Source organism: Parasphingorhabdus sp. (assembly GCF_048267785.1).
Taxonomy (GTDB): Bacteria; Pseudomonadota; Alphaproteobacteria; order Sphingomonadales; family Sphingomonadaceae; genus Parasphingorhabdus.
This window is the reverse complement of record NZ_JBLWWU010000001.1, coordinates 41,477-62,581: the sequence shown is the minus strand read 5'-3', so window position 1 is coordinate 62,581 and position 21,105 is coordinate 41,477. Positions and strand designations below refer to the sequence as shown.

The 21,105-nt window shown below is 56.0% G+C and carries 17 protein-coding genes; 1 reads left to right on the top strand and 16 read right to left on the bottom strand.

Going from position 1 to position 21,105, the window contains the following annotated elements; all coding sequences use genetic code 11:
• Position 1 precedes the first annotated feature (1 nt).
• Together ACN0VD_RS00275 and ACN0VD_RS00270 are read right to left on the bottom strand one after the other, a co-directional pair.
• On the bottom strand, positions 2 to 385 hold the full coding sequence (locus ACN0VD_RS00275; protein WP_417590395.1) for an acyl-CoA thioesterase: 384 nt from the start codon (positions 383 to 385) through the stop codon (positions 2 to 4).
• Entirely contained in the window at positions 382 to 1,713 is a 1,332-nt protein-coding gene (locus tag ACN0VD_RS00270) for a pyruvate dehydrogenase complex dihydrolipoamide acetyltransferase (RefSeq protein WP_417590393.1), read from the bottom strand. Before ACN0VD_RS00270 ends, ACN0VD_RS00275 begins: the two co-directional genes overlap by 4 nt.
• 135 nt (positions 1,714 to 1,848) lie before the next feature.
• Between ACN0VD_RS00270 and ACN0VD_RS00265 the strand changes: the two genes are divergently transcribed.
• Entirely contained in the window at positions 1,849 to 2,304 is a 456-nt protein-coding gene (locus tag ACN0VD_RS00265; protein WP_417590391.1) for a universal stress protein, read from the top strand.
• A gap of 5 nt (positions 2,305 to 2,309) precedes the next feature.
• Here the strand turns inward: ACN0VD_RS00265 and ACN0VD_RS00260 are convergent, their stop codons facing one another.
• The 14 genes from ACN0VD_RS00260 to gorA all read right to left on the bottom strand — a co-directional run bounded on the left by ACN0VD_RS00260 (position 2,310) and on the right by gorA (position 21,102).
• Entirely contained in the window at positions 2,310 to 2,831 is a 522-nt protein-coding gene (locus tag ACN0VD_RS00260) for a peroxiredoxin-like family protein (protein WP_417590389.1), read from the bottom strand.
• 67 nt (positions 2,832 to 2,898) lie between these two features.
• Positions 2,899 to 5,196 carry a ribonuclease R gene (rnr, locus tag ACN0VD_RS00255; protein ID WP_417590387.1) on the bottom strand — a complete coding sequence of 766 codons (2,298 nt, stop codon included), beginning with the start codon at positions 5,194 to 5,196 and terminating at the stop codon, positions 2,899 to 2,901.
• Positions 5,196 to 6,731: a proline--tRNA ligase gene (gene proS, locus ACN0VD_RS00250; protein WP_417590385.1), complete on the bottom strand. Its 1,536-nt coding sequence runs from the start codon at positions 6,729 to 6,731 to the stop codon at positions 5,196 to 5,198. Before proS ends, rnr begins: the two co-directional genes overlap by 1 nt.
• Positions 6,732 to 6,762: 31 nt before the next feature.
• A complete protein-coding gene (phaR, locus tag ACN0VD_RS00245; protein ID WP_417590383.1) occupies positions 6,763 to 7,380 on the bottom strand; it encodes a polyhydroxyalkanoate synthesis repressor PhaR in 618 nt (205 codons plus the stop codon).
• 179 nt (positions 7,381 to 7,559) lie between these two features.
• Positions 7,560 to 8,615 carry an alanine racemase gene (gene alr / locus ACN0VD_RS00240; protein WP_417590381.1) on the bottom strand — a complete coding sequence of 352 codons (1,056 nt, stop codon included), beginning with the start codon at positions 8,613 to 8,615 and terminating at the stop codon, positions 7,560 to 7,562.
• Between the two features lie 19 nt (positions 8,616 to 8,634).
• Complete coding sequence (locus ACN0VD_RS00235) at positions 8,635 to 10,272, bottom strand: MFS transporter (RefSeq protein WP_417590379.1); 1,638 nt, start codon at positions 10,270 to 10,272, stop codon at positions 8,635 to 8,637.
• Positions 10,273 to 10,296: 24 nt separating this feature from the next.
• Positions 10,297 to 12,270 (bottom strand): acetyl-CoA carboxylase biotin carboxylase subunit, encoded by a 1,974-nt coding sequence (locus ACN0VD_RS00230; protein WP_417591059.1) that lies wholly within the window; start codon positions 12,268 to 12,270, stop codon positions 10,297 to 10,299.
• A gap of 117 nt (positions 12,271 to 12,387) precedes the next feature.
• Positions 12,388 to 13,476 carry a biotin synthase BioB gene (gene bioB, locus ACN0VD_RS00225; protein ID WP_417590377.1) on the bottom strand — a complete coding sequence of 363 codons (1,089 nt, stop codon included), beginning with the start codon at positions 13,474 to 13,476 and terminating at the stop codon, positions 12,388 to 12,390.
• The gene (gene scpA, locus ACN0VD_RS00220) at positions 13,473 to 15,608 is read right to left on the bottom strand and encodes a methylmalonyl-CoA mutase (protein ID WP_417590375.1); all 2,136 of its coding nucleotides are present in this window, start codon (positions 15,606 to 15,608) and stop codon (positions 13,473 to 13,475) included. Before scpA ends, bioB begins: the two co-directional genes overlap by 4 nt.
• A gap of 109 nt (positions 15,609 to 15,717) precedes the next feature.
• Positions 15,718 to 16,500: an enoyl-CoA hydratase-related protein gene (locus ACN0VD_RS00215; protein WP_417590373.1), complete on the bottom strand. Its 783-nt coding sequence runs from the start codon at positions 16,498 to 16,500 to the stop codon at positions 15,718 to 15,720.
• 81 nt (positions 16,501 to 16,581) lie between these two features.
• A complete protein-coding gene (gene mce, locus ACN0VD_RS00210) occupies positions 16,582 to 17,016 on the bottom strand; it encodes a methylmalonyl-CoA epimerase (protein ID WP_417590371.1) in 435 nt (144 codons plus the stop codon).
• Between the two features lie 127 nt (positions 17,017 to 17,143).
• Complete coding sequence (locus ACN0VD_RS00205; protein WP_417590369.1) at positions 17,144 to 18,088, bottom strand: DUF808 domain-containing protein; 945 nt, start codon at positions 18,086 to 18,088, stop codon at positions 17,144 to 17,146.
• A 10-nt stretch (positions 18,089 to 18,098) separates the two neighbouring features.
• Positions 18,099 to 19,625, bottom strand: coding sequence for an acyl-CoA carboxylase subunit beta (locus ACN0VD_RS00200; RefSeq protein WP_417590367.1), 1,527 nt, complete (start codon positions 19,623 to 19,625; stop codon positions 18,099 to 18,101).
• A 127-nt stretch (positions 19,626 to 19,752) separates the two neighbouring features.
• Positions 19,753 to 21,102 (bottom strand): glutathione-disulfide reductase, encoded by a 1,350-nt coding sequence (gene gorA, locus ACN0VD_RS00195; RefSeq protein WP_417590365.1) that lies wholly within the window; start codon positions 21,100 to 21,102, stop codon positions 19,753 to 19,755.
• Positions 21,103 to 21,105: the final 3 nt, after the last annotated feature.

Below are 21,105 nucleotides of genomic sequence, written 5' to 3'. Positions count from 1 at the left end.
TTTAAACCAGTGCGGGCACCTGTACCGGATTGCCATCTTCGTCCACCGCCACAAATATGTATACGCCGGACGCTGCCTTCATCATTTCATTCTCATGCCGGTCCCGCCGATAGGCTTCGACCTGTACGGTCATCGAACTGCGACCGATTTTTGAGAAATCGGCATAGACCGAAAGTTCATCGCCAATTCCCACCGGATGGCCAAAACTGACATCATTGGCACCCACGACGACCGACTGGTGCTTGCTATGCTTTGCCGCCAGCGCTCCGCCAGCCTGCGCCATCTGCCCCATCAGCCAGCCCCCGAAAGCGACGCCGTAAGGATTGCCGTCGCTGGGCATGACGATCGTCCGGATCGCCGGGACTTTTTTGGCCAGATCAGTCAAGCGAGCATTCCCATCGGATTTTCGCACAATTCCTTGAACACTTTCATCAATTGTGCGCCATCCGCGCCGTCAATCGCGCGGTGGTCAAAACTGCCGGTGGCGCTCATGATCGTTGCGATCTGCAGACTGTCATCGATAACATGGGGCCGCTTCTGGCCTGCCCCGATAGCCATGATCATCGCTTGCGGCGGATTGATCACAGCATCGAAATTCTTGATCCCGAACATGCCCATGTTGGAGATGCTGGCGGTGCCGCCCTGATATTCATGCATCTTGAGCTTGCCGGCCTTGGCGCGATCGGCGAGATCCTTCATCTCGGTCGAAATAACGCTGAGCGATTTTATGTCGGCGCTCTTGATGATCGGTGTGATCAGACCACCAGGGATGCTGACTGCCACCGAAATATCGGCGCGCTCGAATGTCTTGAGCTGATCGCCTTCGATCGAAACATTGCATTTAGGTACCTGCATGAGGCTGACTGCCAGCGCCTTGATCAGCAGATCATTGACCGACAGTTTAATGCCACGTGGTTCCAGCGACTTGTTCAGATCGCCGCGCAGTTTGAGCAACTTGTCCAGTTCAACATCCACCGTCAGATAAATATGCGGGATCGTCTGCTTGGCCTCGGTCAGGCGGCGCGCGATGGTCTTGCGCATGCCGGACAGTTTCTCGATGCTGTGCGGGATATCCAAATCATCCGAGGTCGCTGTGGCGGTCTTTGTGGGGCCTTTTGCTGGTTCAGGAGCCGGAGCAGCCGTTTCGCTCCTGGCCGGAGCGGTGCCACCTTCTGCCGCATCGACATCCGCCTTGATAATCCGTCCACCAGGACCGGAGCCGGACACAGCGGTCAGATCGACGCCCTTCTGCTCCGCGAGACGCCGCGCCAGCGGGCTGACCTTGATACGCTCATCGTCCGTCGAACCACTGGCCTTTGGCGTATCATCCGCAACCTTTGGCGCACTCTTCTGCACCGCTTCTGCGGCTTTGGGAGCCGGTTCTGCTACCTTTTCCGCCGCAGCCGGTTTCGCAACATCACCCTGCGCTGCACTTTCGCCAACTTCCACATTATCGACAGACACTTCTTCTCCTTCTTCGGCAATGATGGCGATCACATCGCCAACCTTCACATTTTCGGTTCCTTCCGGGACGACAATTTTGGCGATCACACCTTCGTCAATCGCTTCGAACTCCATCGTCGCCTTGTCGGTTTCGATTTCGGCGAGCAAATCACCGGAAGACACATTGTCCCCTTCCTTCACGAGCCATTTCGCGAGGGTCCCTTCTTCCATCGTCGGGGAGAGCGCAGGCATTTGGAGATTGATGGGCATGACCGGTTATCTTTCCTGATTAGTCCTGATGTCGTCAAAAGCTGTCCAACATTGCGACTATATCGTCAAGGGCAGTAGCTTGCCTTGCGCGCATTTTTATCGCAACAAGTGTTTCTGACAGGGCGAGGAGGGTTCATGCGTACGTATCTGGTGGTGATCGACGAGACCGATGAGGCCAGCATCGCGCTGCGCTTTGCCTCTCGTCGGGCAATGAAAACGAACAGTGCCCTGCATATTCTTGCGCTGGTCGAAAGCGAGGGCTTTGTTGCCTGGGGCGGGGTACAGGCAACGCTCGAGGAGGAATCCAAAAGCCGGGCCGAAGCACTGGTTTCGAGCGCTGCCGGAACGTTGTTTGACGAGACCGGAATAAGGCCCGCGATAACCGTCAAGCAGGGAAAGGGGCCGAAAGTCGTCCGGGAGATGATGGATGAGGTCGACGGTCTGGCGGCCTTGGTGCTCGGCGCAGCAGCAACCGGTTCGCCCGGCCCGCTGGTCAGCCATTTTGCCGCCACCGAGGCAGGGACACTGCCCTGCCCGGTGATGGTTGTCCCCGGATCATTGACCAAGGAAGAGATTGATCGGCTGAGCTAGCGCTTTTACGCCAGTTCGCCACGGGCCGGATAATCATTTTCCAGCGCGAAATCGATTCCCTGAAGCAGTTGATCGAGGGGCGGTCGGGTGAACGGCATGCTCTGTATGCTCGCGAAATAGAGAGTCTGGTCTGGCTTGACCAACAACAGCGCAGGCTCTGAGAAAATCTCGGGCTCCGCACTGTCAGGACGGCCCGACGAAATATAGAGATCGAAATCGCGAGCTTGATCCTCGCTAAGCCCATAGCCGAGCAGAAGGTTGTCTATTCCCCATTCGTCGACCGATTTCTGGGCCCGTTCCTTGCTGTCCATGCTGATCGCGACAACGGTGATTCCGCGTTTGTCGAAATCATCCAGCTTGCGCTGCAATTCGCGCAACTGCATCTTGCAGATCGGGCAATGCACGCCACGATAGAATAGCAGAAGGGTAAAATTGTCGCCGAGCCGCTGGCTCAGTTGAAACTGGCCGCCATCGATAAGGGGGACTGTAAAATCGGGGACGGTTCGGGTTGGAAGAATATTAGGCATGGGGGTTCCTTTTTCATGAACATGGTATACCCCTATTCAAGCCAAAAGGTTGCCTTGTTACAACGAACTATTTCTTTCGCCGGGCCTTGCCTTTATTGCCACGGATGTTGGCGGGGCGACCCGGCTTGCCCTTGCGATGCGTGTTACCCTTGCGCTTGCGATAGGGTTCCGGGCGGGCCGCCATATGATTGGCGCCCTCTGCCAGCACGAACAAAAGGCTGCCGGTCGCGGCATTGGCCTCGACCAGACGCAATTCGATTTTCTGGCCGATATTATAGGTGGTGCCGCTGTCCATGCCTTTCAGCTGCTGTTTAGACTCGTCATAGTCAAAGCGCTCGGCGCCCAGCGTGCGCACTGGCACCAGGCCGTCGCCGCCTAGATCCTCGACAGTGGCGAAAAAGCCGAAATTCTGGACGCCGGTGATCCGGCATTTGACAACCTCGCCAACCCGGTCCGCCAGATGTGCGGAAATATAGCGATCGACCGTTTCCCATTCAGCCTTCATCGCCCGGCGTTCGAGTTTGGAGATGTTCTCCGAAATCACCTCGAGACGGGCCGCTTCTTCCTTGCTCAGCCCGGAATATTCCGGAATGGCGTTGTTTTTCGGGGCCGGCTGCTCCAGCTTACAGGCACTGACCAGCGCGCGGTGCACAATCAGATCGGCATAGCGGCGGATCGGGCTGGTGAAATGCGCGTAACTGCCCAGCGACAGCCCGAAATGACCCATATTGGTGTGGCCGTAATAAGCCTGGGTCTGACTGCGCAATATCTGTTCCATGACCAGAGGCAGCAGCAATTCGTCATCGACCTGCGAAATAAGATTGTTGAAGACCGACGGTTTGATCACCTGCCCCATGGCAAAGCTCATGTCGAAGCTCTTGAGATAGTCTTTCAGCGCAATCAGCTTCTCGCGGGACGGTGTTTCGTGAACCCGATAGATGACGGGAGATTTTTTCGATTCCAGCATCTTCGCCGCCGCGACATTGGCGACGATCATATAATCCTCGACCAGGCGGTGGGCGTCGAGCCGTTCCCTTACGGCAATTTCGACAATCTTGCCCTGATCGTCGAGGACCACCCGCTTTTCGGGCAGATCGAGATTGAGCGGTTCGCGTTCGTCGCGGGCCTTCGCGAGCAGCTTCCAGCAGGCCCATAAAGGTTTCAGAGCCCTGTTCTTCAGCGGATGGTCCAGTTTTCCGTCCATCGCTGCCTGTGCATCTTCATAGGCGATATTGCCCGCAAGCTTCACAATCGCGCGGGTAAAGCGGGAGCCAATCACCTTCCCTTTCGCGTCGATGGTGACATGACAGACCAAAGCGGCCCGGTCGACACCCTGTTTCAGCGAACAGACATCGGTCGACAAAGCTTCGGGCAACATCGGCACGACCCGGTCGGGGAAATAGACGCTATTCCCGCGCTTATAGGCTTCGCGGTCGAGCTTGCTGCCCGAACGGACATAATAAGAGACATCGGCAATCGCGATCAGTGCCTTGAAGCCGCCCTTGTTATTCGGACTGTCATCCGGCTCGGCCCAGATCGCGTCATCATGGTCGCGCGCATCGGCGGGATCGATCGCAACAATCGGCAGATGGCGTAGATCTTCCCGATGCTCTTTCGAGATGTCCAGCTTGGTGGCCTGCTCGGCCTCCTCCTTCACCGCATCGGGAAAGTGCACCGGAATTTCGAATTTGTGGATGGCTATCAGGCTGAAAGATTTGGGAGCGAACGGATCGCCCAATATATCCTTCACCCGCGCCTTCACTTCGGAGCCGCGCTTTACCGGCTCGGCCAGCACGAGATTTCCCGGCTCGGCTTCGCCCAGCTCTATAATCGGCGTGCTCCGCCGGATTTTCCGGTCCACTGGCTTGAGCCAATAGCGGTCGCGTTCGTCTTTCTCGACCACACCCATCAGCATCTCGCTGCTCTGGGCGAGCTTCTTCATCAAAAAGGCGATATGCCCCTGCCCGCGTGTTTCGGTTCGCGCGAGTATCCGGTCGCCGATTGCCAGTGCCGCACGGCGCCCTTTCTCCCTGATCCGGAGCTTTGGCGCCGGTGCGTTGCCCGCTTCCCAGCGTTCCGGAATGCCGATGGCTTCATTGCCGTCTATCTCGACAATCTTGAGGACGGTAACTTTGGGGATACCGCCCATTTTGTGGAATGCCCGTCCCGGTGTGCTGTCGATCAGGCCTTCATCGGCCATGTCCTTAAGCAGCGCTTTCAGCGCAATTTTGTCCGATCCCCGTAAACCGAAGGCTTTCGCGATTTCCCGCTTGCCGACCTGCTGATCGGACCGCTCGATAAAATCCAGTATCTGTTTGCGTGTGGGAACCTGCTTCGGTTTGTGGGGTTTTCTCGGACCTGCCATCAATATGCTTTGCCGATGATGATCCGCTCTACTGCTGGTTCACCCGTGAAAATACAGGATCCATTCGCCGGCTCGGCATCCATCGGAACATTGCGGAAAGTCAGCTTCAGTTTTTTCAGGCGCTCTTCGATCGCTTCGAGTTCCTCGCCAGTTGCCTTGCACCACTGGACTTCCAGCCAGCCGGGATATTTCTTATTCTCTTTGTAGAAACGCTCGACATCCGACCAATGTTCGACACCGCGCGTGATATTGCCCTCAAGCCGCTGCCTGGCTTCGGCGTGCAATGCCGACTGGATCTCGGACAGAAGCGCCGGAATTTCCGGAATGAAATCCGCCTTGGCCAGAAATTTCGTGTCGAGCTTGCCACTGTCTTGATAAAGCGCATCCCGCCGGATCATCGCGACCTTGTCGTCGGCCATGTCGCGGGGTCCGATTTCCAGTATGATCGGAGCGCCTTTCTTGATCCATGACCAGCGTTTGGTCTGGGTTTTGGCGCCGCTGATATCCAGCTTCACCCGGACCGGTTCGTCAAAAGCCTTGAGCTTGGCTATGTCCTTGGCGAGCGCCTTGCAATAGTCCAGCACCTGCTCGTCTTCCGGTTTGTCGCGCAGCATCGGCACGATCACCACCTGATAGGGCGCAATCAGAGGCGGGACGCGCATGCCGTCATCATCGCCGTGGGTCATGATGACACCGCCGATCATCCGTGTCGATGTGCCCCAGCTGGTCGTATAGGCAAATTGAAATTCGCCATCCTTGTCCTGATAGCGGATGTTCTGCGCCTTGCTGAAGGTCTGGCCGAGGAAGTGGCTGGTGCCGGCCTGCAGAGCCTTGCCGTCCTGCATCATTGCTTCGATCGAATAGGTCGCGTCGGCACCTGGGAAACGTTCATTTTCCGGCTTCTCTCCGGCGACCACTGGCATCGCCAGCACATCTTCCGCGAATTCCCGGTACATTTCCAGCGCGTTCAGCGTTTCTTCCATTGCCTCGGCTTTGGTGGCGTGGGCCGTGTGGCCTTCCTGCCAGAGAAATTCGGTGGTCCGCAGAAACATCCGGGTGCGCATTTCCCAGCGCACGACATTCGCCCACTGGTTGATCATCACCGGAAGATCGCGCCAGCTTTGCACCCAGCGGGCAAAGGCCGTTCCGATCACGGTTTCCGAGGTCGGCCGTACGACCAGCGGTTCTTCGAGCTTTGCATCCGGATCGACAACCAGTCCGCCATCATCGCCCTTGATCAGTCGATGATGCGTGACAACCGCCATTTCCTTGGCAAAGCCGTCAACATGCTCGGCCTCTTTCGAGAAATAGCTGAGCGGAATGAACAGCGGGAAATAACAGTTCTCATGACCGGATGCCTTGATCCGCTGATCCATCAGATATTGCACCCGCTCCCAGATGCCATAACCCCAGGGGCGCATGATCATGCTGCCGCGCACGCCGGATTCTTCGGCCATGTCGGCTTCTGTAATTACCTGTTGATACCATCCCGCAAAATCCTTTTCACGGGTGATGGATAGGGCATTTTTCTTCACTGAATTTTCCTGCGGATTAAGGGGCCGATGATCAGTTGTCGATCTTGTCAATTTTGGACTGAATATCCGCCAACTGTTTTTTCAGCTCCATAATTTCAATATCCTTGTCGGACAATTGATTTTCCGCTTCACCATCGTTCTGCGTCCGGTCACTCGGGCCGATACTAAATGCCTTTTCGAAAACACCGGCCAGCGGGCTGGCCTTCAGGGCATTTTCAATCGCTTCCTGAAACTGTTTCTGGTTTTTGACCGCCATCTGACCCAGCGGGTTTTTGTTGAGCGCTCCTTCGACCGCTTCCTGAAACTGCTTTTGATTCTTGCGAAAATTATCCATCGAGGCTTCGAGATAGGACGGCATCAACGACTGCATGCTGTTGCCATACATGGATATCAGCTGACGCAGGAATTTGACCGGCAGCATCTGTTTGCCGCTGCTTTCCTCATCGACGATGATCTGGGTCAACACATTATGGGTGATATCGTCTCCCGTTTTCGCATCAACAACGATAAAATCTTCGTCATTGCGGGTCATCTCGGCGAGGAAGTCGAGGGTGATATAATTAGATGTCTGGGTGTTATAGAGACGGCGATTGGCATATTTTTTTATAATTATCGGTCCGTCCTGAATCTTCTTTTTCGACTTGGCCATATAAGCTCCCGACAGGTTAGAAATATTGAAAGTTTCCGAGTTTTCCAACCATCCTTTATTTGCATGTTGCATCAGCACTAAACCTATTTGTGCATTGCCGCAACTTCTGTTGTTATGCAGCATTTTTGCGCAGCATTTATGTTTTGTGCAACTGCGTTGAACTATCGGATTCTAACGCGTCAAGTCCACTGTCTCGTCAGTCGATTGCCGAGTCCGGTAATCAGTTCATATTGCGAAAGGCCCGACTGTGCAGAGGCAACGCCAAGATCATATTCACAATCTACCAGGCTCCCTTCTGTCAGGTCAGGCGCATCAGCAAGATCTATAGCAATCAGATCCATCGAGACGCGGCCAAGTACCGCTAGCCTTTGCCCTTTGTGCAGAAAGCCCCCGCTATTGGAAAAGCCCCGCAAATATCCATCGGCATAGCCCATCGCCAATATCGCAATATCATGGGAGTGTTCTGCAACATATTGTGCGTTATAGCCAAGCTTGTCACCGGCACGGAGCGAGCGGATCTGAATGACTTCTGCTCGCGGGACGGCCACCTGTTTGATGAGGCCTGCCAGCTCGGCACGCTGAACACCGCCATAAAGCGAGATGCCGGGGCGAGTGACATCAAAATGAAAATCGCTGCCCAATGCGATACCGGCGCTGTTGGCCAGACTCGTCCGCTTGCCCGGCACCAATTCCAGTGCCGCCTTGTAACATTTCAACTGATCGCCATTCTGTGGTCCATCGGCGTCGGCGGACGCCAGATGGCTCATCGCAATATCAATGATCATTCCCGCAAATAGATCGTGGTGGAGGTCTTCCAGATCGATCCCCAAACGGTTCATGCCGCTGTTGATCATGATATCGCATGGTCTGCCCGATGACCGCCAGCGAACAAGCTGATCGAGACTGTTAATGACCGGCTTCGCCGCAGATTGCCGTGCAAAAGGCATGTCCAGAGCCCTGACGCCGTTGAGCACGGATACCGATGCTTTGCCCGCGGTGATATCTTCAATTTCCTGCGCTTCCTGCCAATTGGCGACAAAAAAATCGACGCAGCCTGCTGCCATCAGTTTTTGCACGACAGGCCGCACGCCGAGCCCATAGGCATTTGCCTTTACCGCTGCTCCTGCCCTGGCTTTTCCCGACAGCCGGTCGAGCGCGAGCCAGTTCGAGACGAGCGCGTCAGAATCGAGTCTTACGGTCGCAGTAGGCGGGATGATCGGTTTTGCGTCACTCATGAGCCGAGCGATACGGCCTTTATTGCGCTTCGTCGAGAGCCGCTTCGGGATCATTGGGAATGCCCCACCACGCAACGATTACTCCGAACGCGACGACAGCCCACGTGTACCAGAGGCCAGCATAGATATCACCGGACCGGGCCACGATATATCCGGCAATCAACGGCAGGAAACCACCAAGATAACCCGCACCGATATGATAGGGTATGGACATGGAGCTATAGCGGATCTTGGCCGGGAACATTTCCGACAACAACGCAGCAACCGACCCGTAGGTCAGCGCGCTTAGCGCGCCCAGTACCAGGAGGATCGCGACAATGCCCAATATCCTGACCATGCCTGGCTGCTGCTTGGAAAAATCATAGCCATAGGCGGCAAGCGCGTCGCGAATACCGCTGCTGCGGGCGGCGCCGTCTGCCATCCAGTCCGGATTGATCGGAATGCTGCTATTGCCGGCACTGAGTTTCAGCTCGCTGGCGTCGACCAGCGTATAGGAAACGCCTGCGGAGGTCAGCGTTTCCAGTATCTTGCCGCAGTCGCTCTGTTCGCGGCTGAACAGTTCGGCAAAGGGATCGGTGCTGCATGCACTACCCTCGACCCGGACGGGGCTCGCCTGTGCGGCTTCGGTCAGGCCGGGATTGGCGAGCTGGCCCAGCCCCCAGAAGGCGGGGAACAGCAACAGAAGCGAGAGCAGAGCGCCGACGATGATCGGCTTCTTGCGCCCGACCCGGTCCGACCATTTGCCGACCACCAGATAGAATGACATGGCGATCAGGCCGGAGACGAACAATATGATATCGACGGTACGCGCCTCCATGTTCATCGGTCCGCGCAGGAAGGACATGCCGGAGAAAAAGGCCGTGTACCAGATCGTCGTCAACACACCGGTGATGCCGAACAAGGCGACGAAGATACGTTTCTTGTTGCCCGGATAGGTGAAGCTTTCGACAAAAGGATTGCCTGCGGTTTCACCCGCGGCCTTCATCGCCTGGAACACCGGGCTCTCGTTGAGCTTCAGTCGCATCCACAGCGATATCGCCAGCAGGATGATCGACAGCAGAAACGGCACCCGCCAGCCCCAGTCATTAAATTCCTGCTCGGGGATCAGGAAGCGGCAGGCCAATATGACGCCGATCGACAGGACAAAGCCGCCGGCAACGCTGGCCTGGATATAGCTGGTATAATAGCCGCGTTTGTTGGTCGGCGCATGTTCCGCGACATAAATGGCCGCGCCGCCATATTCCCCGCCAAGGGCCAGGCCTTGCAATATCCGCAGGAAAATAACGATCAGAGGTGCCGCCAGTCCGATCATCTCGGCGCTGGGGATCAAACCGACGCCGGCAGTGGCAATGCCCATCAGGGTGACGGTGACAAGGAATGTGTATTTGCGCCCCAGCTTGTCGCCGAGAAAGCCGAAGAGAATGGCACCCACCGGACGGAAACCGAAGCCGATAGCGAAAGTCGCCCATACCATCAGGATCTCGAGCGTCGGATTCCCGCTCGGGAAGAAGGTCGGCCCAATGATGTAGAACAAGGTGCCGTAGATGAAAAAATCATACCATTCGAAAATGGTACCGGCGGAAGATGCTGCTATGACCAGACGGATTTCCTTGATCGTCGGTTCCCGATGGCCGACGATAGCGGCTTCACTGGCCATAGAATGCCCTCCCCTTGGCGATAATTATTCCAGTTCGAGTATCACAGCATCAACGGCAAGACTATCGCCTTGTGCGGCTTCCAGCGATTTTACCACACCATTTTTCTCGGCGCGAAGAATATTCTCCATCTTCATCGCTTCAACGACAGCAAGCGGCTGCCCCTCGACAACCGTCTCGCCTTTTTCGACGTGCAGCGCGACCAGCAGGCCGGGCATCGGGCAGAGCAGGAATTTTGAAAGATCGGGCGGGATTTTCTCGATCATGTGGACAGCATGTTGCGCAACATGGACCGGCAATATCCGCGCTTTATGCGTTGCTCCGTGGCTGTTGAGCGCGAAACCGTCAGCGGTCTTCGCAATCTTCACTGAAAGAGGCTTGCCCCCGATTTCTGCAAGGATCAGACTATCGCCCGGCGTATATTCGGTCGACAGATCGACTTCGGCACCGTCCACCGTGATTTCTTCTTCGGAAACCGACACGGCCATGATCTTGTCGCCGATTTTCACTTCCCATTCGGATGGCGGATCAAGCCGCTTTCCAAGCTGGTTATCGACACGGCGCGCACGATCGGCATGGGCCGTTGCGGCAAAGGCACCGATAGCGGCAAGATTGGCCAGCAGTTCGTCGGATGCCGGCGCGCCGTGAAAACCGTCTGGATATTCCTCGGCAATGAAATTGGTGGTGATATTGCCTTCGCGGAAACGCTCGTGCTGCATCAGCGCCGAGAGAAAATCGATATTATGGCCGGGACCAACCAGCTCGAACCGGTTCAGCGCATCGATCTGGCGGTCAATCGCCTCGATGCGGGTTTCTCCATAAGTAATCAGCTTGGCGATCATCGGATCGTAGAAGATCGAGACCTCGCCGCCTTCGGCTACGCCATCGTCAACGCGGATGCCCTCTTCCGCTGCAGGTGGCCGATATTTCACCAGACGACCTGTCGATGGCAGAAAACCGCGATAGGGATCTTCGGCATAAACACGGTTTTCGACCGCCCAGCCTGTGAGCTTGACCTCATCCTGGGTCAGCGGCAGTTTCTCGCCATAGGCGACGCGGATCATCTGTTCGACCAGATCGAGACCGGTGATATATTCGGTGACCGGATGCTCGACCTGAAGCCTTGTGTTCATTTCGAGGAAATAGAAGCTCTTGTCCGCTCCTACGATCAGCTCGACCGTACCGGCGCTATAATAGCCCACAGCCTGCGACAAAGCGACGGCCTGCTCGCCCATTTTCTTGCGCATTTCCGGATCGACGAAGGGCGATGGTGCTTCCTCGACGACCTTCTGGTGGCGGCGCTGGATCGAGCATTCCCGCTCGCCGAGATAGATGACATTGCCATGCTTGTCGCCAAGCACCTGGATTTCGATATGGCGCGGCTGTTCGATGAATTTCTCGATGAACACGCGGTCGTCGCCAAAGCTGGCCAGACCTTCGCGTTTGGTCGCTTCAAAGCCTTCGCGGACATCATTCTCGTTCCATGCGAGCCGCATACCCTTGCCACCACCGCCAGCGCTGGCTTTCATCATTACCGGATAGCCAATTTCGGTGGAGATTTTTACCGCATGCTCGGTATCGTCAATCTCGCCAATATGACCGGGAACCACACTGACCCCCGCCTTTTCGGCCAGTTTCTTCGATTCGATCTTGTCGCCCATCGCCGCGATGGCATTGGGTGGCGGTCCGATGAAGGCGATATCATTATCCGCCAGTTCCTGTGCGAAACTTGTCCGCTCGGAGAGAAAACCATAACCCGGATGGACCGCTTCGGCGCCGGTATCCTTGCAGGCCTGGATGATCTTGTCGGCGATCAGGTAGGATTCCGCTGCCGGCGAAGGACCGATATGCACCGCTTCATCCGCCAGTTTGACATGGGGGCTGCGCGCATCCGCGTCGGAATAGACGGCGACCGTCTTGATTCCCATTTTCTGGGCAGTGCGAATGACACGGCAGGCGATTTCGCCACGGTTTGCGATCAGGATTTTCTTAAACAAAATATGACTCCAGTAGTTCGTCACCCTGAACTTGTTTCAGGGTCCATCGTGCGAAAAGCACGGACGGTGATTGTTGATAGGTCGATGCTGAAACAAGTTCAGCATGACGAAAATATAAGCTCACTCCGCCGCCTCCAGCTTGCATTCCCGCTGCTCGGCTTCCATCGGAACCAGACCCAGTTTAGCGAACAACGTCTCGTCCGCATCGTCACCGGCATTGCCGGTGGTCAGCAGTTTGTCGCCGGTGAAAATGCTGTTCGCGCCGGCGAGGAAACACAATGCCTGCGTGCTTTCGCTCATGCTTTCGCGGCCAGCGGACAGGCGGACCATCGAGGCGGGCATGGTGATCCGGGCGACCGCAATGGTGCGGACAAATTCGATATCGTCGATCTTCGCCAGCGGCGTGTCGGCAAGCATATCGCCGAGCACCGTGCCCTTGACGGGGACCAACGTGTTGACCGGAACGCTTTCCGGATGTTTCGGCAAAGTCGCCAGCGCGTGAACAAAACCGACCCGGTCTTCGCGGGCCTCGCCCATGCCGACGATGCCGCCGGAACAGACGTTTATGCCGCTGTTGCGGACATTCTCGAGCGTTTCGAGCCGGTCACCAAAGGTGCGCGTAGTGATCACCTTCTCATAATGTTCCGGCGAAGTATCGATATTGTGATTATAATAATCGAGGCCCGCTTCGGACAGCATTTCGGACTGTTCCTTGGTCAGCATGCCCAGCGTCATGCAGGTTTCCATGCCCATCTGCCGGACGCCCTTGATCATCTCGATGATTGCCGGCATGTCGCGGTCCTTGGGGTTGCGCCAGGCGGCGCCCATGCAGAAGCGCGAGGAACCGCGGTCCTTGGCCTGCGCCGCCGATTGCAGCACGGTGCGAACGTCGAGCAGTTTCTCTGCTTTCAGGCCGGATTTCGCGCCCGCCGACTGGTTGCAATAGCCGCAATCCTCGGGGCAGCCGCCGGTCTTGATCGAGAGCAAGGTCGAAAGCTGGACTTCGCCGGGCTTATGATTGGTGCGGTGGACGGTTGCCGCCTGAAAGACCAGCTCGTCGAACGGCAGATCGAACAGCGCCGCGATCTCTTCGCGCGTCCAGTCGTTGCGGACTGTGTTCCCTGCCGTAGGGCAGGGTCCAGAACTGTCCCGAGCAATCGTCTGGGCCCCGCCCTGCGGCGGGGAACTGATATTTTCGTCTAAACTCATTCCGCAGCTTCCTCTTCGGGGGGCATATTATGCCCCAGCAGTCTCAAGATGTCCGCGGCACATTCCACAATATTGCTGCCCGGTCCATAGATTCCGACAACGCCGCTCTTGCGAAGGAATTCATAGTCCTTGGCCGGGATAACGCCGCCGGCAAAAACCTTGATATCGCCGCGCCCGGACTCCTTCAGCAGATTGATCAGCTCAGGGATCAATGTCTTGTGGCCTGCGGCAAGGCTGGACGCGCCGACCGCGTCGACATTTTCCGCCAGAGCCAGATCGCGGGTTTCGCCGGGCGTCTGGAACAGCGGCCCGGAAATCACATCAAAGCCCATATCGGTAAAGGCGCTGGAGACAACATTGGCACCGCGGTCATGACCGTCCTGCCCCATTTTCGCGACCAGAATTTTCGGCTTGCGACCAAGCCGCTGCGAGACCGCGTCAACACCTTCGATCACCATCGCATAGCGGGCATCGCCTTCATAGGCCTTGCCGTAAATGCCCTTCACCGGGGTCGGCTGGGTTTCATAACGGCCAAAGACCGCTTCCATCGCGTCGGATATTTCGCCGAGCGAAGCGCGTTTGCGCGCTGCATCGACGGCCAGCGCCAGTACATTACCGCCGCCTTTTGCGCCATCGGTCAGCGCCTTGAGCGCTGCCTGGCAAGCTGCTTCATCCCGATCGGCGCGCATTTTTTCGAGCCGCGCGATCTGACCCTGGCGAACCTTGGCATTGTCGATGTCCAGCGTTTCCATCGCGTCTTCTTCGGGCAGGCGATATTTATTGACGCCGACGATCACCGCATCACCCTTGTCGACTGCGGCCTGACGACCGGCAGCGGCTTCTTCAATCATCGCTTTCGGCCAGCCATCGGCAACCGCTTTCGCCATACCGCCTTCGGAACCGACGCGTTCGATAATTTCCCATGCTCTATCGACCAGTTCCTCGGTCAGCGCCTCGACATAATAGCTTCCACCAAGCGGATCGACGACCTTGGTAATCCCGGCCTCTTCCTGCAACACGATCTGGGTGTTGCGGGCAATACGGGCGGAAAAATCGGTCGGCAATGCAATGGCTTCGTCTAGCGCGTTGGTGTGCAGCGACTGGGTTCCGCCCAAGGTCGCGGCCATCGCCTCAATCGTCGTGCGGATCACGTTATTATACGGATCCTGCTCGGTCAGCGACACGCCAGACGTCTGGCAATGGGTGCGCAGCATTTTCGACCGTTCGGATTGCGCGCCGAGATCGGTCATCACGCGGTGCCACAGGGTTCGCGCCGCCCGGAGCTTCGCGACTTCCATGAAGAAATTCATGCCGATGCCAAAGAAGAAACTCAGACGACCTGCAAAAGCATCGATATCCAGCCCCGTCGCCATCGCCTGTTTTGCATATTCGCGGCCGTCGGCAATGGTGAAGGCCAGTTCCTGCACCGCCGTCGCGCCGGCTTCGTGCATATGATAGCCGCTGATCGAAATGCTGTTGAACTTCGGCATATGTTCGGACGTATAACCGATAATGTCGGAGATGATCCGCATCGAGGGAGCGGGCGGATAGATATAGGTATTCCGCACCATGAACTCTTTGAGGATATCATTCTGGATCGTGCCGGAAAGTTTGTCCTGAGAAACCCCCTGCTCTTCCGCCGCAATGATATAGAAAGCCAGGCACGGAATCACTGCGCCGTTCATTGTCATCGATACCGACATTTCGTCGAGCGGAATCTGGTCGAACAGGATTTTCATATCCTCGACGCTGTCTATTGCCACACCCGCCTTGCCGACATCGCCAACAACACGCGGATGGTCGCTGTCATAACCGCGGTGGGTGGCAAGATCAAAAGCTACCGAAAGACCTTTTTGTCCCGCCGCCAGATTGCGGCGATAAAATGCGTTGGATTCCTCGGCGGTCGAGAAACCGGCATATTGACGGATGGTCCAGGGCCGTCCGGCATACATTGAAGCTTTGACCCCACGGGTAAACGGACCAAAGCCGGGCAGACCCGGATCGCCGGCATCTTCCGCTGTGTACAACGGTTTGACGGGGATACCCTCGGGTGTTTCCCATGTCAGGTCACGGCCTTTGACTTCCTTGTCGGCCAGTTCCTGCCAGTCTTTGATTGTTGGTTTGTCGGTCATATCTGCCCTGTTTATAAATATTCCAATATTTGAGCCGTTAGTGGCGAGTCCGTTGAACGGCACCACTCGGATGAGTAGTGCCCTTCCACCAGATCAGAGCCAACGGTCTTCATTCACCCTTAAAATCCGTTTTACGTTTTTGCAGAAATGCAATTGCTCCTTCTCGTGCATCCTTGCTGTCGCCAGCGATCCGTTGTCCTTCGGCTTCGCGCACCAGCGCCGAAGCATAGTCACTTTCGAGCGCAGCTACCAAATTCTGACGCATGACACCCAAGGCTACGGTCGGACCATCCGCAAGGCGTTTGGCGAGCAGGTTCGCTTCATCAAGCAACGCAGCATCTTCAACACATTTATAGATCAGACCCCAGTCAGCTGCTTTTTCACCATATATTTTTTCGCCGAGCAGCATCATTTCTGTCGCGCGGGCCTTGCCAACAAGCCGCGTCAACATCCACGAAGCGCCACCGTCTGGCACGAGCCCGATGTTTACGAAGGCCTGCAGAAAATAAGATGATTTTCCCGCAATTGCGAAATCGCTGGCCAATGCGATCGAGCAGCCAATCCCTGCCGCCGGTCCGTTTACGGCCGTAATCGTCGGGATATTCAGCTTGGCAAGCTTCAACATCAGCGGATTATAATGCTTCAGAAGCGCGGCATAGCTGCCCTGCCCACCGGACAAAACGCTATCTTTCTTAGCCTGCAGATCGGCCCCCGCACAAAAGGCGCGGCCTTCGCCCGTAATAACCAGTGCACGCGCGCCATCGAGCTTATCCAGTGCGATGAAGATATCATCCGCCATGCCAAGAGAACAGGCGTTGAGTCGCTCTGGCCGGTTAAGTGTGATCGTTGCTATCTGGTTGGTGATGTCCAGCTTGATATTTTCGAATTCCATATTTGATCCTTTTGAACTGAAACGTCATCCTGAACTTGTTTCAGGAGGTCCTGAAACAAGTTCAGGATGACGATCATTTACCTAATGTCCTTTGGGCGTTTCCATGATCTCGGTTAGCATCCCGCCCATATCCTTGGGATGGACAAAAAAGATAAGCGTGCCGTGCGCGCCAATGCGCGGTTCGCCCAGCACGCGTTTGCCCATCGCTTCGAACTCGGCCTTGGCGGCATGAATATCCGGCACTTCAAAACAGATATGATGCTGGCCGCCGAGCGGGTTTTTCTCCAACCATTTGCCTACTGCGCTATCGGTTTGCGTGGGTTGCAGTAATTCGATCTGGGTACCGACAGTTCCACCATCACCCGGCGTATTGACGAAACAGACGCGCACTTTCTGTGACTCCAGCACGAAGGGCTCGGTTATGTCGGTTGCACCCATCACATCGCGGAAAAAAGCGATCGAGGCGTCGAGATCAGGCGTGGCAACGCCGATATGGTTAAACTTTCCGAGTTTCATTTCAACTTTCCTATTTCGTCCTTCCAGCGAACGCTGGAACCCAATTCAAGCTCCGCGCCACTCTCAATATTGGTGCAGGCCCCAGCCTTCGCCGGAGCGACCCAACGGTCGAGTGAGAAAAGCACAATCAATGTCCTTCTCCATGCGGGATAAACCTGTGCACCAGCGGCGCAATTCCTGCGCCCACAAGGACGCCCAATATGCCCGACAAGAGGGCAAAGGCGATGCCGCCGACCATCAGCTTGGCCGAGGCGGGGAACAGGCCCAGCAAAGGATGCGACAGCCAGTCGATCAGATGTTCCGGACCATGCCAGCCGAGCGCAGCGATATTGTGTACGAGCAATCCGCCACCGACCCAGGCCATGGCCAGGGTGCCGATGATTGAAAGGGCGGCTAGCAGTTTCGGCATCAGCCGCACCAGACCGCAACCAAAAGACCGCAACGCGCCATCATTATTCTGCGCGATATGCAGACCGATATCGTCCATCTTCACGATCAGTGCGACCGCGCCATAGACCGCCACGGTAATCGCTATGCCGATGATCGCCAATATGATCGCCTGCTCCCACCAGACCTGGTCGGTCAGTTCCGACAAGGCAATCGCCATGATCTCGCCGGAAAGGATCAGGTCGGTGCGTATCGCGCCCGAGACCATGTCCTTCTCCCGTCCCGGCCCCTCGATAATGGCGGGCTGCTCATGTTTGGTGGATTCGTCCACGTGGAAAAATTCCAGCACCTTCTCGGCGGCTTCATAACAGAGGAACAATCCGCCGAAAATCAGGATGATCGGTATCAAAAAGGGCGCAAATTGTCCCAAAAGGACCGCTGCCGGTAGCAAAAAGACCAGTTTGTTCTTGAACGATCCCTTGGTGATTTTCCAGATCATCGGCAATTCGCGCGACGGATCGAAACCGGTCACGTAGGTCGGGGTCACCGCCGCATCGTCGATCACCACGCCAGCGGATTTGGTCCCGGCGCGCGCTGCAGCGGCACCGATATCGTCAACCGACGCGGCAGCCACTTTCGCAATGGCTGCGACGTCGTCGAGAAGGGCTACTAATCCGGTGGGCACAATCTATCCCCTACAACGGAATATTGTCATGCTTCTTCCACGGGTTCTCCAGCTGCTTGTTACGCAGTTTCCGTAATCCGAGAGCCACCCGGCGACGGGTCGAATGCGGCATGATCACCTCGTCGACAAAGCCCTTTTGCGCCGCGACAAAAGGATTTGCAAACCGCGCTTCATATTCCGCAGTACGCTCGGCAATTTCTTCCGGGGTCTTGCCGCGGAAGATGATCTCGACCGCACCTTTTGCGCCCATCACGGCGATTTCGGCGGTCGGCCAGGCATAGTTGAGGTCGCCGCGCAGATGCTTGGAGGCCATCACGTCATAGGCGCCGCCATAGGCTTTGCGGGTGATGATGGTGATCTTCGGCACCGTCGCTTCGGCATAGGCGAAGAGCAGCTTGGCGCCATGCTTGATGATGCCGTTATGCTCCTGTGAAGTGCCGGGCAGGAAGCCGGGAACATCGACAAGCGTGACAATCGGAATATTGAACGCATCGCAATAGCGGACAAAGCGTGCCGCTTTCTTGGATGCATTGATGTCGAGACAGCCAGCGAGCACCATCGGCTGGTTGGCGACAACACCGACGGTCGCACCTTCCATCCGGCCAAAGCCGCAGATGATATTGCCCGCATGGGCGGGCTGGACTTCAAAGAAATCTCCTTCGTCGACCATCTTGCGGATGACTTCATGCATGTCATAAGGCTGGTTGGCATTGTCGGGTATCAGCGTATCAAGGCTTTCTTCCAAACGATCCCATGGATCGGCGGTTGGGCGCTCCGGCACCTCTTCGCGATTGGACAATGGCATGAAGTCGATAAAATCGCGCGCTGCAAGCAACGCTTCAATATCGTTTTCATAAGCGACATCGGCGACGCTGGTCTTGGTCGTGTGCGTTACCGCTCCGCCGAGTTCTTCCTGTGTCACGATTTCGTTGGTCACGGTCTTGACCACATCGGGGCCGGTGACGAACATATAGCTGCTATCTTTCACCATGAAGATGAAGTCGGTCATCGCCGGCGAATAGACCGCGCCACCCGCACAAGGCCCCATGATCAGGCTGAGCTGCGGAATGACGCCACTGGCCAGCACATTCTTCTGGAACACGTCGGCATAGCCACCGAGTGAAGCCACGCCTTCCTGGATACGCGCGCCGCCGCTGTCGTTGAGACCGATGACCGGAGCGCCGACTTTCATGGCGTTATCGAGAACCTTGCAGATTTTCTCGGCATGGCGTTCAGATAACGAACCGCCAAAGACCGTAAAATCCTGCGAGAAGACAAAAACCAGTCGTCCATTGATCGTGCCGGAACCCGTAACCACACCGTCGCCGGGAATATGCTGCTGATCCATCCCAAAATCGACGCAATTATGTTCGACATACATGTCGATTTCCTCGAACGAATCCTCGTCGAGCAATATATCAATGCGTTCGCGGGCGGTCAGCTTGCCCTTGGCATGCTGGCTGTCGATCCGCTTTTGTCCGCCACCAAGCATGGCTTCAGCGCGCTTGGCTTCCAATTGTGCAATAATGTCTGACATTCAACCCCCGGCTGTGAATCACTAGATGCGATAAGCCCTAGCCAATGCACAGCCGATTAGGCAATCGTCAATAGTAATTAATCGTACGATTAAATTCCATCTTTGACCGAGCATGCCGTAACGTTTTCTATTTAAACAGGACCAACTCCTCGGCCATGCTGGGATGCAGGGCGACCGTATCATCAAATGCCCGCTTGGTTAAACCGGCTTTCACTGCAATCGCCGCTGCCTGCAAAATTTCCGGCGCGTCGGGACCAATCATATGCAAACCGAGAATTTTTTCGGTTGGATGCTCAACGATCATTTTATAAAGGCTGCGTTCGGGCCGGTCGGCAAAAACATTCCGCATCGCCCGGAAATCAGACGAATAAACCTTGATATTGCCATATTGTTTTCGCGCTTCGCTTTCGGTCAATCCTACTGATGCAATGGGGGGCTGTGAGAATACAGCTGACGGAATATTATCATAATCGACGGTGCTTGGCTTGTCGCCGAAGACGCTGTCGGCAAAGGCCTGCCCCTCGCGAATGGCAATTGGAGTCAGTTGGACGCGATCGGTCACATCGCCGACAGCATAGATATTTTCTATATTGGTCCGGTTATTTTCATCGACCTTTATGGCGCTACGCTCGTTGATTTCAACACCAGCATTTTCCAGGCCAAGACCGTCAATCTTGGGTCGGCGACCGGTCGCTGCCAACACCACATCAGCCTGCACGGGCGCACTCTTCCCGTCCATATAGACGTCGAGAGCGCCATCATCACGCTTTTCGATCTTGTCGAACGTGCAGTTGAATTTGTAATTGATCCCTTTGGCGAGCGAGATTTGGATCAGCCGGTCGCGGACGCTTTCATCGTAGCCGCGCAAGATGATGTCCGAACGGTTCACGATGGTGACGTCGCTGCCCAGACCGTTGAAGATACCGGCAAATTCATTGGCAATATATCCGCCGCCCGCGATAATTATGGTTTCCGGCAATTCGTCGAGATGAAACATGTCGTTCGATGTCGACATATGCTCGCTGCCCGGGAAGTCGGCCACAGCGGGCCATGCGCCAACAGCGATCAGAATATATTTCGCGGTCACGGTCTTGCCGCCAGACAGTTTTATCTCATGCGGCCCGGTCAACTCGGCGTGCTCGAGAATAATGTCGACACCGTGATTTTTCAGCGTATCGGTATAGGCGTTATTGAGGCGGTCAACGTCCTTGAGTACATGGTCGCGGAGAGTTGGCCAGTGGAATTTGGCATTTTCCCAAGTCCAGCCAAAATTCTTGCCGTCTTCCAGTTCTTCTGAAAAATGAGAACCATAGACAAGCAGCTTTTTTGGTACGCAGCCGCGGATGACACAGGTACCGCCAACGCGATATTCCTCTGCCACAGCAACTTTCGCACCGTAAGAAGCAGACACGCGTGCAGCGCGCGTTCCGCCGGAACCTGCGCCGATAACGAACAGGTCATAATCATATTCTGCCATGCA